This is a genomic window from Nocardia sp. NPDC102475 (genome assembly GCF_055584605.1).
The window spans coordinates 49,374-64,649 of sequence record NZ_JBVJLS010000008.1 but is presented as its reverse complement, the minus strand read 5'-3'; the positions used below and the strand labels follow the sequence as shown (position 1 = coordinate 64,649).

The 15,276-nt window shown below is 65.7% G+C and carries 12 protein-coding genes; 4 read left to right on the top strand and 8 right to left on the bottom strand.

Annotation, left to right across the window (positions count from 1 at the left end; all coding sequences use genetic code 11):
* Positions 1–39: 39 nt before the first annotated feature.
* From ACZ60G_RS16505 to ACZ60G_RS16485, 5 genes are all read right to left on the bottom strand, one after another.
* Positions 40–2,925: a DUF5585 domain-containing protein gene (locus ACZ60G_RS16505; RefSeq protein ID WP_465810961.1), complete on the bottom strand. Its 2,886-nt coding sequence runs from the start codon at positions 2,923–2,925 to the stop codon at positions 40–42.
* A 168-nt stretch (positions 2,926–3,093) separates the two neighbouring features.
* Positions 3,094–3,837 (bottom strand): lysostaphin resistance A-like protein, encoded by a 744-nt coding sequence (locus ACZ60G_RS16500; RefSeq protein WP_465810960.1) that lies wholly within the window; start codon positions 3,835–3,837, stop codon positions 3,094–3,096.
* 104 nt (positions 3,838–3,941) lie between these two features.
* Entirely contained in the window at positions 3,942–4,877 is a 936-nt protein-coding gene (locus ACZ60G_RS16495; protein ID WP_465810959.1) for an RluA family pseudouridine synthase, read from the bottom strand.
* Positions 4,878–4,928: 51 nt separating this feature from the next.
* A complete protein-coding gene (locus ACZ60G_RS16490) occupies positions 4,929–5,381 on the bottom strand; it encodes a TIGR03667 family PPOX class F420-dependent oxidoreductase (RefSeq protein WP_465810958.1) in 453 nt (150 codons plus the stop codon).
* Positions 5,382–5,444: 63 nt separating this feature from the next.
* A complete protein-coding gene (locus tag ACZ60G_RS16485; RefSeq protein ID WP_465810957.1) occupies positions 5,445–5,639 on the bottom strand; it encodes a hypothetical protein in 195 nt (64 codons plus the stop codon).
* A gap of 612 nt (positions 5,640–6,251) precedes the next feature.
* On the opposite strand from ACZ60G_RS16485, the gene ACZ60G_RS16480 reads away from it, so the two are divergent.
* The 3 genes from ACZ60G_RS16480 (at position 6,252) to ACZ60G_RS16470 (ending at position 10,898) form a co-directional block, all read left to right on the top strand.
* Positions 6,252–7,238, top strand: coding sequence for a sulfotransferase family protein (locus ACZ60G_RS16480; RefSeq protein ID WP_465810956.1), 987 nt, complete (start codon positions 6,252–6,254; stop codon positions 7,236–7,238).
* A 97-nt stretch (positions 7,239–7,335) separates the two neighbouring features.
* Complete coding sequence (locus ACZ60G_RS16475; RefSeq protein ID WP_465810955.1) at positions 7,336–9,165, top strand: ABC transporter ATP-binding protein; 1,830 nt, start codon at positions 7,336–7,338, stop codon at positions 9,163–9,165.
* Complete coding sequence (locus ACZ60G_RS16470; RefSeq protein WP_465810954.1) at positions 9,162–10,898, top strand: ABC transporter ATP-binding protein; 1,737 nt, start codon at positions 9,162–9,164, stop codon at positions 10,896–10,898. The genes ACZ60G_RS16475 and ACZ60G_RS16470 overlap by 4 nt, the downstream gene beginning before the upstream one ends.
* On the opposite strand, the gene ACZ60G_RS16465 is transcribed toward ACZ60G_RS16470, so the two are convergent.
* The 3 genes from ACZ60G_RS16465 to ACZ60G_RS16455 all read right to left on the bottom strand — a co-directional run bounded on the left by ACZ60G_RS16465 (position 10,895) and on the right by ACZ60G_RS16455 (position 13,839).
* Complete coding sequence (locus tag ACZ60G_RS16465; protein ID WP_465810953.1) at positions 10,895–12,277, bottom strand: alpha/beta hydrolase family protein; 1,383 nt, start codon at positions 12,275–12,277, stop codon at positions 10,895–10,897. The genes ACZ60G_RS16470 and ACZ60G_RS16465 overlap by 4 nt on opposite strands.
* Before the next feature lie 245 nt (positions 12,278–12,522).
* Positions 12,523–13,224 carry a siderophore-interacting protein gene (locus tag ACZ60G_RS16460; protein WP_465810952.1) on the bottom strand — a complete coding sequence of 234 codons (702 nt, stop codon included), beginning with the start codon at positions 13,222–13,224 and terminating at the stop codon, positions 12,523–12,525.
* A 123-nt stretch (positions 13,225–13,347) separates the two neighbouring features.
* Positions 13,348–13,839: an MTB12 C-terminal domain-containing protein gene (locus tag ACZ60G_RS16455; protein ID WP_465810951.1), complete on the bottom strand. Its 492-nt coding sequence runs from the start codon at positions 13,837–13,839 to the stop codon at positions 13,348–13,350.
* 142 nt (positions 13,840–13,981) lie between these two features.
* Between ACZ60G_RS16455 and ACZ60G_RS16450 the strand changes: the two genes are divergently transcribed.
* Positions 13,982–15,268 (top strand): SidA/IucD/PvdA family monooxygenase, encoded by a 1,287-nt coding sequence (locus ACZ60G_RS16450; RefSeq protein ID WP_465810950.1) that lies wholly within the window; start codon positions 13,982–13,984, stop codon positions 15,266–15,268.
* Positions 15,269–15,276 lie beyond the last annotated feature (8 nt).

The window sequence follows — 15,276 nt, the reverse complement described above, 5'->3', positions numbered from 1 at the left end:
GAACGCCGCGCTGCTGTCGGCTGCAGTGGCGAGGTCTGGTTAGCTGCTGATTGCGTAGGGGCGGCGGACTCGGCGGGCGAATTCCAGGACTTGGGCGATGGCGGTGCGGGAGAGGCCGACTTCGGCGCCGATGCTGGTTGGGGTCCAGGATTGGTCGGCGAGCATGAGGATTTCGGCGAGTTGTTCCACGGGGATGACGGAGAGGCCGCGGCCCGCGATTGCGCGGGCGACCGACCACACCTCGATATCGTCGCTCTCGGAGCCGAGGTTCTCGGTCAGCAGGTCCTCGGCCGAAAGTGATTGCACCACTTCGCTGATCACCTCGCTGGTGGTGCGGCGAGGTGTCTCATCCGAAACGAGTTGCCTGGCCTCGGCCTCGGATGCTGCGGTCTGATCCTCGTGATCGGCTGCGGAGTTGTCGGCGCCCGAAGTGCGGTGACCCTCCACTACCCGTGTGATTCGTTCGGCCGGGGTCGGTGTGGCGGAACCTCGGGTAGCACGCTGGGGTTCGGTGGGTGTGTTTGTGCGTGTGGGGGTTTCGGTGCGAATGCTGGACTTCGCAGGGCGGGGAGCGTCAACTGGCTTGCCCGTGCCCGTGCCCGTGCCCGTGCCCGCAGCGGTTGCGGTGCGGGACACCGTGGCGCGATCGGGGTCGGTCTGTGCGCGGTCCCCAGTGTCCGTACTGGTCTGCGCGACGGATTCGACAGTCGCCGTATCGAAAATGCTCAGCTGCGACTGTGCTGCGGGGCGTGCTGCGTGCCGCCGCGGTTCCGCTTCTCCGACAACAGAAGTCGCGCTCGCATCGCGATTGGAACGTTCGTCGCGACCGGACGCCCCGGGCGTGGCATCGGGCTCAAAGCCTGCAGTCCCCGAGGCTGGGTGCTCGTCCGGAGTGCTGGCGTCGGCCGCCGTTGCAGTCCGGAGGTCGATATCTGTAGCAGGAACAGTTGCGTCGTCCGTGGCAGGCAAAGCCGCGCGATCGGCGGCCGCAGGTGCTGTACGGGGCTCGAAGCCGCTGGTATTGGAAGCCGTGTGCTCGTACCGAGTGGAAGCAGTAGTCGCGGACGCGGTACGGACGTTGGCGGCGACAGTCGTGTGCTCATCGGCAGCAGTCGCTGCGGTCCGGGGATCGAGTCCTGTTGCGGCAACAGACGTGTGCTCGTCGCGGGCGCTGGCGGCACTCGGCGTAGCCGTCCGGGGAGCTGAGCCTGTGCCCGCGAAAGTTGTGCGCTCATCGGTAGCGTCCGCCAGCGCGGTCTGGGTGTCGAAACCTGTTGTGGCAGTGAGAGTCATGCGCTCATCGGGAGCAGTCACTGCGGTCTGGGAATCGAGGCCGGTTGCGGCAGTCGTGTGCTCATCGTGGGTGCCGACCGCATTCGATACGGCTGTCCGAGGCTCGAAACCCGCGGCGGCGAAAGTCGCGCGCTCATCGGCACCGGTCTGGGTGGCGAATCCGTTTGCGGCATTGGCCGGGTGTTCGTTGCGGGTGCTGGCGGCGCTCTGTGCTGCCGTTTGTGGCGCGAAGTCCGTGGCGGCGAAGGTCGCGCGCTCATCGGCAGCGGTCCCTGACGCGTCCTGAGGCTCGAGCCGGGTGGCGGCAATAGTTGTGTCACGAGCATTCATCGGTGCCGTCGCGGACTTGCCGCGCGCGGTGGCATGGGCTGCGCGCTCGGCGCTCGCAGCCGTATCCGATGTAATGCGCTGATCGAGGTCCGAGGCATGAAATGTGTTCTTGCCGAGGCGGTTCGCGCCAGTTGCCGACGTATGGGCTGGCGATCTTCCGTTGGCGTCGGTGTAGGGCCGTGCGTTGTCATGGATCGGATCCGTCGCGCGCACCGCGTGACCAGGGCGGTAGTCGTCGCTCGGGATCTGTTGGGTGAGGCGGCCGTTCGTCGAGCGGGTGCTCTGCGCGTGGTACACCAGGGTTTCCGTGCAATCGAGGCGCGAGACGGGAACCGCGTCGGGTTGGGCGGCACGCATCGCGGCTTCGGCGACATGGGGATCCATATCGACCGGGAAGCGGACGCCGGCTTGGTCGAGCAGGGGGTCGAAACCCTTGGCGGCGAGCAGTTCTCGACGGTCGGTGGGGTCGTCGGCACGGAACGTATCGATGGGTGCGCCGCGCTCGGTGGTGACCCGGTGCCGGGGCGGCAGGTCGGGTTCGTCCTCGACCATCGGGACACCGTCGATGAGCAGGGCGTATCGCGCGGAAACCCAGGCGTGCAACCAGATGACGACGCCGACCATGACCGGTGCGATCGCGTATTCGGCGGCCTGGCCGAAGGATCCGGCGGCCAGGTGCGGGCCCGCGTTGAGCGCGATGGTCGTGCCGAGCAGCGCGGTCTCGAAGAAGACGACCTTGCCGCGGTCGAGTTCGCGGCCCCAGCGGGCGGCCGTCGTCGCGGCCACCATGATGGTGATGATCGGGATCGAGATCATCGCCTCGATTCCATAGCTCAACCAGTACAGGGGATCTGCCATATTCCCGCTGGGCACCAGGTTGTGCTGCACATTCACCCCGGCCCACACCATGCCGAGCACCACGACGGCGATCAATGCGCGCGAGGACCATTCGGCCCGCCGGTACAACTGGGCAAGGCGCGCATCCTGATTCGAGACCCGCCGCCGCGCCGCCAGTGCGCGCCGATGCCAGCGGGCGTCCGCGTCATCGGCGCGCTGGATGGCGGACATGGTTCGCCGGTTGCGCTTCTCCGCCGTGAGTTCATCCTGGACGGCCCGTTTCCGCTGCCCTCGCCGCTGCGCCCGAACCCATTGCGCGAGTTCGCGTTCCGCATCGATCTCGTCATCCGACAACGCCTGCACGAGCGCCGCGTCATCCTGCAGTGGTAACCGCCCCCGCGCGTTCGCGACCCGCTCGGCCAATGCGGCGATCTCGGACCTACCGGTCGACTGTTTGTCGCGCATCGCGAGCCTTCCCAGGAGCAGGTGTCATACCGACGCAGACCTACATGCTCGAACATATGTGTGATCGCACCGAGATTAAACCGCTACCCGCCCGAGGTCAATGCTGCGACTCCGGAAACTCGAACAAATGCGCGAATCGCGAGCTCCCCGGCTTGCGCGGAATTCGGGTCAGCTGAGGGTGGTGTGCCAGACGATGGCGGCGGCCAATGCGCCCGCGCCGTTTATCGACCAGTGCAGGGCGATGGGGGCCAGGAGGCTGCCGCTGCGGCGGCGCAGCCAGGTGAAGACGACACCCGCGGCGGCGGTGGCGAGGACGGCGAGCAGGATGCCGATGATCTGACCGGCCGGGCCGCCGCCGATGAAGCCGGTCAGGCCGCGGTTACTGGTGGTCAGACCGAGGGAGGAGGCGATATGCCAGAGGCCGAACAGCAGTGATCCCGCCGCGAAGACGCCGCGTACGCCGTAGACGCGGTCGAGCGTGCCGTGCAGGACGCCGCGGAAGGCCAGCTCCTCCGGAATCGCGGTCTGCAGCGGGATGACGATCATCGATGCGATGAGCGCGCCGGAAATAGTGGCGTAGCGGTCGGCGAGGAAGAACGGCCGCGTGATCGGCAGCAGCGCCCCGATCGCCACCACCGCGAGCACCAAGCCGACCGCACCGAGCGCCCAGAGCGTGCTGCGTCGCCAGTGCCGCGGTGCGAGTCCGAGTTCGGACCAGCCGAGCCCGCGTCGCCGCATGAGCGCGAGCAGCACCACGGCGGCGATCGGAACGGTGAGGATGCTCGCCCACGCGGTGGTGAAGTGGGCGATCAGATTCGTGCCTGCCAGGACGATCACCACAACGGCCACGTCGAGATAGGCGTGCAGTTTGTGGCGGGACGGTGCCGCTTCGTCGAGGTCCTGTTGAAGCATCCGGCCCAGTCTACGGATGCCCGCAACTGGCGCGACGGGTTCGGCTTCGGGGGTTTGCGTCATCAACATGGTCGTACCCTGTTTCGCGCTACGCGCCGTCGGCGTTAATGCCGACCCCGCCAACCCCGCGGATCCGCCCATGCCTGCAGCGTCCGCGCACTGTCGAACCGGCGCGGTGTGCCGCTGACCGGGTCGGTGAATTCGAGTGATGTGGCCAGCAGTTGCAGGGGGCGAGTGAAGTCGTGCACAGATTTGTCGGTGAGCCTCGGATAGAAGTCGTCGCCGAGTATCGGAATGCCGAGTCCGTTCATATGCAACCGCAGCTGATGGGTGCGCCCGGTCAGCGGCCGCAGCCGGTAGCGGCCGAGGCCCTCGCGCTGCTCGAGCAATTCGATCCAGGTCTCCGCATTGGGTTCACCCGCCACTTCCTGCGCGGCGAGCACCTGCTTCTCCTTGATGATCCGGCTGCGCACCGTGCGTGGCAGCGCCAGCTCCGGATCGAAGGGGGCGATGGCCTCGTACTCCTTGCGCACCGTGCGCTTGTGGAACATCGTCTGATAGGCCCCGCGTCGGGCCGGATTGATCACGAAGAGCACCAGCCCCGCGGTGACGCGATCGAGCCGGTGCGCCGGAATGAGATCGGGTAGATCTAGTTCGCGACGTAGCCGCACCAACGCCGTCTGCAGGATGTGCTGGCCGCGCGGAATCGTCGCCAGGAAATGCGGCTTGTCCACCACGAGCAGATCGTCGTCGCGGTGGACGATCGGGATATCGAACGGAACTTCGGTCTCATCGGGTAGATCGCGATGGAACCAGACCGCGCCGCCCGGCACATACGGCGCATCCGGCGCGATCGGACCGGATAGATCGACGATCCCGCCCGCATCCAGCAGCTCATCGATGCGCGCGGCAGGGACACGAGGCAGCCGATCCACCAGATGGTCGCGAATGGTCGCCCAATCGCCCTGCTCCGGTAGGCGGAGCCGGGCCGGATCCAGGCCGTGCCGCTTGGGCAACGGCGGCTGCTGCCTCCTTCTCATCACCGACGACCTTAGTCGTCGACGAATCCCCAGCTCACGGCCGGGTCGGGCTCAGAATCCGCGCAGCCGATCCGGAGTGACTCGCACCGTGACCGAGTAGTCGGCGTGGAACTGTTCCTCGGTCATCGAAAGCGAGGCGAGTCCCTCGGAGTATTTCTCGGTGAACGCGGCGACTTCTGCCGGTGTCGGCCCGGCTTCGTCGATTCGCGCGGTGCCGGTGAGAATCACCACGTCGCCGCCGCTCGCGGTGCTGTTGAGATGCAGCGACACCCGAGAATTGCGGGCGATATTGCGCAACTTCGGCTTATCGGCCTGGCTGAAGATCAGAAATTCACCGTCGCGCCATTGGAACCACACCGGATTCGGCTGTGGTGTTCCGCTGCGCCCGACGGTGGTCAGCCAGATGACATTCTCGCGTTCCAGGCGGGCGGCGACCCTGGCACCGAATGCGGTGCCGGTGTCGACGACGGGCGTGGCGGAGCGATCGGATTCGGTGGTCGTCATGGCTGTGCCAACGCTCAGACGGCGTAGTCGATTCCGGGGCGGCGCGGGTTACGCCGTGGATGATTACGGCTCGGCGCGCTCGTCCAGCACCATTCGCCGGGACTCGACCAGCATCTGGCGGGCGCGGCGGCGGACCTTGCAGCTATCGACACTGCAATTCAGATGCACCTGCATCGCTCGGTGCGCCTGCCGCTCGGTCAAGGTGCCGGGATCACGGCTGCAATCGCCGATATTCGAAATAATTGTCGTGACAAACATTTTCACATCTCCAACCGCAGTCGCAATCTGTGTAGCTGCATAAGCTAGTAATGCTCGCGCGCGAAAGTTGCTGGGATAGTGCGTCGTTCACGCAAGCTTCCCCGGCGCGTCGAAGATGTGTTGCCAAGTGCGGTGAGAGAACCGGTCATTCGGTATTGAACAGGGTTCCCGCAGCACCGATCGGCCGCCTCTCGCGACTGCTCGTGCCTGGGCGTGGAAATCTTTGTCGGAGGCGAGATCTCACTGTGCGAGCTTCACATCGAACTCCTCGGCAAGTGTCCTACCCTGTGCGGCATTTCGGCCGGGCGAGCAGCAGCGGCCAGCGTGTGGCGGCGCATCCCCTTGCTGGCGGGTGTTGTGAAGTTGCCTAGATGGGATGCATCGTCGTCTGTGTATCGACAGCCGGGATTTCGGTAACGCCGGGATGAACTCGGCGCTAACGTGATTCGCGAATCGACTCCCGGCGGACAGCGGGATCGATGGCAGGAGGTAACAACGTGTGTTTCCTCGAATTGCGTGTCAGTAGTCGGACGAACCATTCCTTGCGGTTGGTTCGGAAAGTAGATCGCCGCGTGCTCTGCGGCGAAGATCGTTGTGCGAGGGGATGTTCCAATGCCAACAGTGGTGGCGCCGTCGAGCGCACAAGAGTATGCGTCCGATAGATACACGAAAGGGCTTGCGGTATTCGAAGAATGGCAACTGCACCGCTACAACCGGGAGAGCTATCTCGGGCGTCCGTTGCGCACTGCACGGCTGGGAATTCGCTATCTGACGCTGCCGCATTATTTCGGCAGAGTGCCACCGATCCGGCTGTGGTTGCGGCGTTTCGGTGGGCCGCGCGTTCTGCCGGATTTCGCCTGCGTCGGCGCGCTGAAGTGCGGCACCACCGACCTGGCCAGCTACCTCATGCAGCATCCGAGCATCCTGGCGCCGCTCACCAAGGAGATCGGGCACGGCTGCCCGCACATGTGGGGTCCGTTCTTCCCGACGGAGCGGCAGAAGGCCGAGGTGATGCGATGTACGGGCCAAGCGCTCGCGGGCCATTTCGACCCACTGCTGCACGATCTTCCGTTGATCGACAGCTACAGTGCGGCCCGACCCGACGCCAAGATCGTGATGATGTTGCGCGATCCGGTGGATCGCGCCTACTCGCATTACAAATGGGATCTGTTCCTCAGTAACAAGGACGGCCTGCGCGCCGTGCCGTACGGCCAGACCTTTGCCGACTACATCGGGTACGCGCTGGAGATGTTTCCCGCGCCGCCGCCACCGACCACACTGCCCTCCATGCCGGTGCTCGGCACCGGTGTCTACGCCAATGCGGTAGCCCGCTGGCTCGAGGCGTTCGACAAGGACAACGTCTACATCGTCACCGCCGAGGACTTCTTCGCCGATATCTCGAAGACAGTGTGCGGCATCCATGAATTCCTCGGATTGCCCGCCGTCGAGCCGGTCCGTCATCATGTCTTGAACCGCAATCCGCTCGAATTCCCGGAGCCCGACGAGGGTTCGGTGGCCCGGCTGCGCGAGTTCTATCGCCCGTGGAACGAGAAGTTGTTCGATGTGATCGGGCGCGACCTCGGTTGGAACGACCGCTAGATAACTTAGCCTAACCTACCCTCTCGGCCGATCTTGTGTGAAGATGGGTGCCGATTCCGGCGAGAGGCTCCCCGAAGGGCCGAGAGGGGCGAGGCAGATGACGGTGGAGGAGACCGGAAACCGGCCGCCGAAGACGGTGCTGAAGGCTCGAAAGCAGCAGGAAGCCGCGGCGCGCAAGGAAATCCTTGCGCCCGTGCGCCGCACGCTGACACTCGCGAGCATCATCGTGGCCATTGCCTCGGTCGGCACCGTCGTGCCGTTCGTGCTGATCGTCGCGGCCTGCCGGGAACTGCTCGCCAACCGGGTGGATACCGATCGGGTGTGGCGGCTGCTGCTGATCGCGGTGGTGGTGCTCCTCGCGCGCGGCCTGCTGCAGGCGGCGGCGCTGACCTGGTCGCATCTGGTCGATGCCGGATACCAGCTGACGTTGCGTAGGTTGTTGGCGGCCAAGCTGACCAGGGTGCCGCTCGGCTGGTTCGATGAACGCTCCTCCGGCGAGGTGAAGAAGTATCTGCAGGACGATGTCGAGGCGCTGCATTATCTGGTCGCGCATGCGCGACTGGAGTTCGTCGGCGCGCTTACCGTGCCGCTGGTCACCCTCGGCTACCTGGTCAGCGTCGATTGGCGACTCACGCTGGCAATGCTGATTCCGCTGATCGCCTACATGGTGTTGTTCAGCCGGATGATGGATCAGGACGGCCGCGATCGCATGGCGGTCTATACCCGCTGGGAGCGCCGCACCCAGGACGCCACCATCGAATTCGTCGATGGCATCCAGGTGGTGCGGGCGTTCGGTCAAGCGGGCAAGGCGCACACCGTGTTTCAGGAGGCGGTGGACGGACAGGCCGATAGCCTGAATCGGTTGAAGATGCCGATCATTCGGATCCAGTCGGCATCCGACATCGTGGTCACGCCAGTCTTTGTAATGCTGGTTGTCGTAATCGCCGGACTCGCCGCGGTGGGACTGGATTGGGTCGCGCCGCTGGATGTATTGCCGTTCTTGCTCGTCGGCCTCGGGCTCGGCAGTGCGCTACTCGGTCTCGGATACGGAACTCAGGCGCTGCGGGCCGCCGGTGCGGCCGCGGTCCGCCTGTACGGACTGCAGCTGACACCCGAATTGACTGTGCCCGAGACGATATCGGCTCTCGATCCGGCGGCCGCGGGTGTGGTGCGGTTCGAGAGCGTGAGCTTCGGATATCGCTCGGATCACCAGGTGCTGCGCGAGATCGACCTCGAGCTGCGGCCGGGCACCATTACCGCGCTGGTCGGACCGAGCGGGTCGGGTAAGTCGACGCTCGCGAAGCTCCTGCCACGCTTCTATGACGTCGGCGACGGGCGGATCACCATTGCGGGCCGCGATATTCGCGACTTCTCGACCGAGGAGCTCTATCGCACCGTCGGATTCGTCTTCCAAGATGTGCGCTTGATCCGCGGCAGCATTCGCGAGAATCTGCGGCTGGCCCGAGCCGACGCCGATGATGCCACACTGGAACAGGCGGCACGGGCGGCTCAGATCCACGAGCGCATTCTGGCGCTGCCGCGCGGCTACGACTCCGAGATCGGCGTCGACGCGACGCTGTCGGGTGGTGAGGCGCAACGGCTTTCGATCGCCCGCGCGCTGCTCGCCGATACTCCGGTGCTGGTCCTCGACGAGGCGACCGCCTTCGCCGATCCGGAGTCCGAGGCTGCGGTGCAGGATGCGCTCGCGGTACTGGTCGCGGGTCGGACCGTGCTCGTGATCGCGCATCGGCTGCACACCATCACCGGAGTCGATCGGATTCTGGTGCTGGAGAACGGATCCCTGGTCGAGCAGGGTGAGCACGCCGGTCTGCGCGAGGCGGGCGGCACCTATCAGCGACTCTGGGAATTCAACGAGGCAGCGCTCGGCGCGCTCGCGCTGGTCGAAAATGTCGAGGTGACACGATGATTCGCAAGGTGCTCGGGCTGATTCCGGCGGAATTCGCCCACCTGACGCCGAAACTGTTGGCGGCCATCATTGCTCAGGCACTGAGTCAGGCGGCGGCGTATCTGCTGCTGGTGCCGGTGCTTGAAGCGTTGTTCGACAACGAGCTCGGTCGCGCCTGGTTCTGGGCGCTGTGGATGCTGGTCGCGGTCGCCGGGGTCGTCGTGTTCGGATATCTGCAGGCCGTACTCGGTCTGCGCATCGGTGTCGGCATGCAGCGCGGGTTGCAGACCAGGCTCGGCGATCATCTTAATGCCCTGCCGCTCGGCTGGTTCGAGACGCACAGTGCCGGGCCGCTGTCGCGGATCGTGGTCGAGAATGTGCGTGAGATCCAGGGCCTGATCGCGTATCTGCTGACCAAGGTGCTCACCAGCATTGTGGTTCCGCTGGGTGTCGCGCTCGGCATGCTGGTCATCGATTGGCGGATCTCGCTCGCCATGTTGCTCGCCGCGCCGGTGCTGTTCATAGTCAACGGTCTGGCCAATCGCGCTTACACCCGTTCCGATGCGCGGATGCACGAGACGGCGGCCGAAGCCGATTCGCGCGTGGTCGAATTCGCGCAGGCGCAGCCGGTGCTGCGCGCCTTCGGTGCGGTGGGAGCGGACAACCGGGCGCTGGACAGTGCCCTGGCGCGACAGCGCTCGGCGATCACCCGGTTGATGTTCGCCTCGGTGCCCGGTCTGATCGTATTCGCGCTGTTCGTGCAGGCCGTGTTCCTGGTGCTGGTCTACATTGCGGTGGGACGGGTTACCGACGGCGCCGTTTCGGCGGCGGCCGCTATCGCGCTCATCGCGGTGAGCTCCCGGTTCATCGAACCGCTGAATCAGGCCGCGCAGCTGGGCAATGCGCTGCGGTCGGCCGCCGCGGCCGCCGACCGGGTCACCGGACTGCTCGCCGAACCCTTACTGCCGGAGGCGAAGTCGTCGGTGACACCGGGTGCGCCGTCGGTCGTCTTCGATGATGTCTCCTTCGGCTACCGGCCGGGCGAGCCGGTGCTGTCGGAGCTGAGTTTCGAGGTGCCCGCCGGGACCACCACCGCGATCGTCGGGCCGAGCGGCGCGGGCAAGACGACACTGCTGCGGCTCGCGGCGCGTTTCTACGATGTCGAGGCGGGCCGGGTCGTGGTCGGTGAGCACGATGTGCGCGAACAACCGTCGGAGACGCTGTTGGATCAGCTCTCGCTCGTATTCCAGAACGTCTATCTGTTCAATCAGTCGGTGGCGGACAACATTCGGATCGGCCGCCCCGATGCCACCGACACCGAACTGCGGCGTGCGGCCGAGGCGGCCAGGGTGGACGAAATCGTCGAACGGCTGCCCGACGGTTACGACACGGCGGTGGGCGAGGGCGGTGCGACACTGTCCGGTGGTGAGCGGCAACGGGTTTCGATTGCTCGCGCGCTGCTCGAGGATGCGCCGATCGTGCTGCTGGACGAGGCGACCAGTGCGCTGGATCCGCACAGCGAGGCCGTCGTGTTGCGCGGAATGCACGAACTCACCAGGGATAAAACGGTAATCGTCGTCGCGCATCGGCTGCCCACCATCGCGCATGCCGATCAGATCCTGTTCCTCGATGGTGGCCGAATCGTCGAACGCGGTACGCACGCCGAACTTTTGGCGCTCGACGGCCGATATGCCGACTTCTGGAACGAGCGGTCGCGGGCCACCGGATGGCGGTTGGAGCCCGCACCGGTCTAAGGGACCGGACCGCCGTGGATATTCGGGTGACCGAACGCCGCCCCCTGGATGTCCCCACCCTGGAGGAATGCGACCAAAATATCGTTGGCCGCACGTTGGGTATCCACCGGTCCGCGCTCACCGCCGATGAATTGGGCGACGGCGAATCGCGCAGGCGCGGCGAGGAATAGCGGCACGTCGGTGAAGCCGAAGTGGTTGGCTTCGGCGATTTCGTAGCGGAATCCGGCCGCCTGGAGATGCTGGATGAGGTCGCGGTTGCGGTCCAGGTACCGCGCGGAATGACCGGTCTCCGAGTGATCGCTCTCCAGCAACAGGAACGGCTGTTTCAGGGCGGGCAGATCTCCGTACAGGGTGCCGTCGATATTCGCCACCGCCTTGATCCGGGGCTCGTCGGCCGCCGCGGCGACCGCACTCGCGCCGCCGAACGAATGTCCGATCGCCGCAATGTGATCGGTATCGAGGCGACCCGAGAGTGTGCCGATGGTGTCTGGTCGGTCCAGTTGATCGAGCACGAAACGCAGGTCGTCCCTACGGACTCGGAGGTGTTCGGTCATATACCGCTCGCCGTCCGCGTCGTTCTCGGGAAAGTCATCGGTCGCCGTCGCGACGCTGCCGTCCGCGAGTCCGGTGACCGCCACCTCGTACGGATGGTCGATGGTAAGTACGACGAAGCCACGGCTGGCGAGATCGGATACGAGTCCGGTATAGAACGCGCGGGGCGCGCCATATCCCGGTGAGAACAGCACCACCGGCCAGCGTGCGCGTTCCGCGCTGATCGGCACGTCGGCGTCGGCGTGGGTATCGATGCGTCCGTAGTTGTGCATGATGAAGCCGGGAATCTGTGTCACCCGGCTCGGCAGCCGGTCCTGCCCGTCGATATACACCCACTGCCGCGCCGACTCGAGTTCGGTCGGATACCACGCCTGCACAATGACATTGCGCCGATCGGCAGTGGAATCGGTGGCCGTCTCCGGTCGCTGCTCATCGATCCAGCGAAAGATCTCCGAGCCGATGCGGTATCGGCCGGTCGGCTCGGGCAGGGTCGGGACCGGCGGAATGCTCCACGGCAGAATCGCGAGCACGGCGAGCAGGCCGACGGCCACAGGCGCGAGGACGGCGAGAACTCGACGCTTACGAGTCGGCTCGGTGACCGCGGACCGGCGCAATCGGCTGACGACGAGCACTGTCGCGGCCACGATCGCCAGATAGCACGGCACCATCTGCCAGTAGAAATCTTCCAGCACGAACTGGATCAGGCAGCCGAATACCAACAGCGGCAACGCAACCGGCAGCGCATAGGCGACCCGCCTGGGAAATACCGCCGCGGCCATCGCGAAAAGGATGGCGGCGGCGGACACGACTGCATCAATGACCGACATTGCCCGCTCGCTTCTGTGCCACCGACATCCGGAAGCCATTCGCCCATCAGCATCCCGCATCGGCCGGCGCCGATACGTCGCCACAAAGTCGCACCCAGATCATCCCGAAGTATGACCCCACCTCCGCCCGTATGCTGCGCACCTTATCGCTGCCGAGGGGAGTCGAAAGGTGGCTGGCGCGGGGATCAGGAACGACCATCTGACTACGCTCGGCGAATCCGCACGGCTCGGTGCGGGCTGCGGGGCTATTTCCAGTATGCGCGGTGTTTGATGGCGGTTTTCGGTAGCTCGTGGGTGGTTTTGAGCGCCTTGACGATCGAGCGTGTGGTGTGGCCGTCACACGCGACCCAGGCGAAAGCGTCCTTCGGGCATTCCATTTCATTGGCCTGCTCGCGCAGCAGCCGGCCGTTATCGATCCGCTGCACCCACTTCACCTGGTGGTGCGGCTTATTGCGGACCGGGAGCCCGGTGTCGGATTCGTATTGCCATTCCAGCCAGACCCGGGCGGGCACATCGCCGATCGCGTCGAGCAGTGAATTGATGGCGGGCAGCGACGCGGTATCCCCGAAGACGACGAACTCGCTCGGGAGTGGGTCGGGCAGCTGGAAATCCGAGCCGAGCACCGAGACATCGATCTGGTCGCCGACGGCCGCCTTTTGCGCCCACATCGATGCGGGCCCGTGGTGCACCGCGAATTCGATCGAGAATTTGTTCCCGTCCGGATCGGGATCGACCAGCGTGTAGCCCCGCTGATGCTCGCGCTCACCGTTCGGAATCCACAGCCGCACCCACTGCGTCGGATGCACCGGATGATCGGCGAGCAGTCCGCCCGCATCGAATCCGAGCCGCATGTATTTGTCGCTGATGTACTCGGTCGAGGTCACCGTGAGCCGGTAATCCTCGGCGCGCCACGCCTTCAGCATCAACCCTTCGAAACCTCTACCCATGCAGATAAGGTTAGCCTAAACATACTCTGATGTCGTGGGGTGTCCGGTGAAACTACTCCGAATGGCCGTGTGGCCCTGAGGCGGTGATCTGCCTCGGGGCCAACTCGCGTGTGTCGCAGTCGATTACAGGTTGCAAGGCAGCATCGCGACGCTCGCGATGGTGCATTCGGCCTCGCGGGTCAGCTTCCAGGTGCCGTCGATCTGCTTCCAGGACAGGTCGAAGTACCAGGGGTCCCAGCCGTCGATGGCGGTGGTCAACTGGGCGGTGAGCAGATCGCCGGAGACATTGACCGGGCCGAGGACGTCCCAGCGGAAGCTCGGTGGCGCCGAGGCCATGACGCTGCCGACCTGGTCGACCAGGCTGAGACCGGCCTCGCCCGCCTCGAGTTCGGCCGCGCGGGCGGAGCGCGAAGCGCCGGTGTTCAGCACCAGTTGCAGCTTTGCCTTCAACTCGCCGAGTCCGGGAGTGGTGGTCCGCATCGGCGCGCCGATGGGCGCGGCGGTGGCCGGGGCCACGGTGGCCACGGTGCCGAATGCGCCGATAACGGCTGCCGCGGCGAGCGAGAACGCCGCGGTGGCGAGGCGCGCCACCGGCCTATTTCTGGTGCTGAGCATCGGATCATCCAATCGTTCGTTTGCCGGGAGGTGCCGGTCCAAGGACTGGCACTACTGTGCAATATAAGGTAAGCCTATGCAAAGCTAAAAGTCGGAAGTTAGGTGACCCTGGCTTCCGCACCAGATCGAACGCAGGAGAACCGTGGACACACTATTGGTGGTCGGCGCCGGGCCGAAAGCCCTTGCGGTGGCGGCGAAAGCGCACGTCCTGCGGAAGTTGGGGCTCGCGGCCCCGCGCGTGATCGTCGTCGAGGCGCATGCGGTCGGCGGCAATTGGCTGCCGAGCGGCGGTTGGACCGACGGACAGCACCGGCTCGGTACCAGTCCGGAAAAGGACATCGGGTTCCCGTACCACTCGACCTGGGCGCGCGGGCACAACCGGGCCATCGACGAGGCGATGATGGCCTACAGCTGGACCTCGTTCCTGGTCGAGCACGGCACCTACGCCGAATGGATCGACCGCGGCCGCCCGAACCCGCACCACCACGTCTGGGCCAAATATCTGCAGTGGGTGGCCCGCGCGATCGATCTCGAATTGGTCCTCGGGACAGTGGATTCGGTCGCCGCGGCGGCCGACGGCTGGCTGGTTTCGGTGACCGACGCGGACGGTGTGATCACCCAGATCGACACGGACGCACTGATGATCACCGGTCCTGGCCGCAGCGGTCGGGCCCTGGCCGAACATCCCCGGGTGCTCAGCATCGCCGAATTCTGGGATCTGGCGGGCAAACGCGCGCTGCCGGTCTCCTCGCGCGTCGCGGTGATCGGCGGCGGTGAGACCGCGGGTTCGGCGCTGGACGAACTGGTTCGCCACGACATGCTGACCATCTCGGTGATCACGCCAAAGGCCACCATCTACACCCGCGGCGAAAGCTATTTCGAAAACGCGCTTTTCAGCGATCCGACCAAGTGGAACGCACTGAGCATGGACGAGCGCCGCGATGTCATCCGGCGCACCGACCGCGGTGTGTTCTCGGTGCGCGTGCAGGAGAGCGTCATCGGCGACAACCGCGTGCATCACCTGCAGGGTCGGGTCGTGCGGGTCGCCGAACAGGGCGACGGCGTGGCGGTGACGCTGCGTAACGACCGTCGCCCGGATCTGGTGCAGAACTTCGATCTGGTGGTCGACGCGACCGGCGGGCAGCCGCTGTGGTTCCTGGAGCTCTTCGATTCCGATGCCGCCGACCTGCTGGAACTCGCCGTCGGCGGTCCGCTGACCCAGGCCAGGCTGGAGGCCTCGATCGGCTACGACCTGGCGGTCTCCGGACTGGACGCGAAGCTCTATCTGCCGAATATGGCGGCCATCGCCCAGGGGCCCGGATTCCCGAATCTCAGCTGCCTCGGCGAACTTTCGGATCGGATCTTGCGTACCGCCCCGGCGCGTCAGGTCGTCGGTGCGCGGCGGGGTGCGGCCGCCCGGCTCGGCTGATTCGGCCC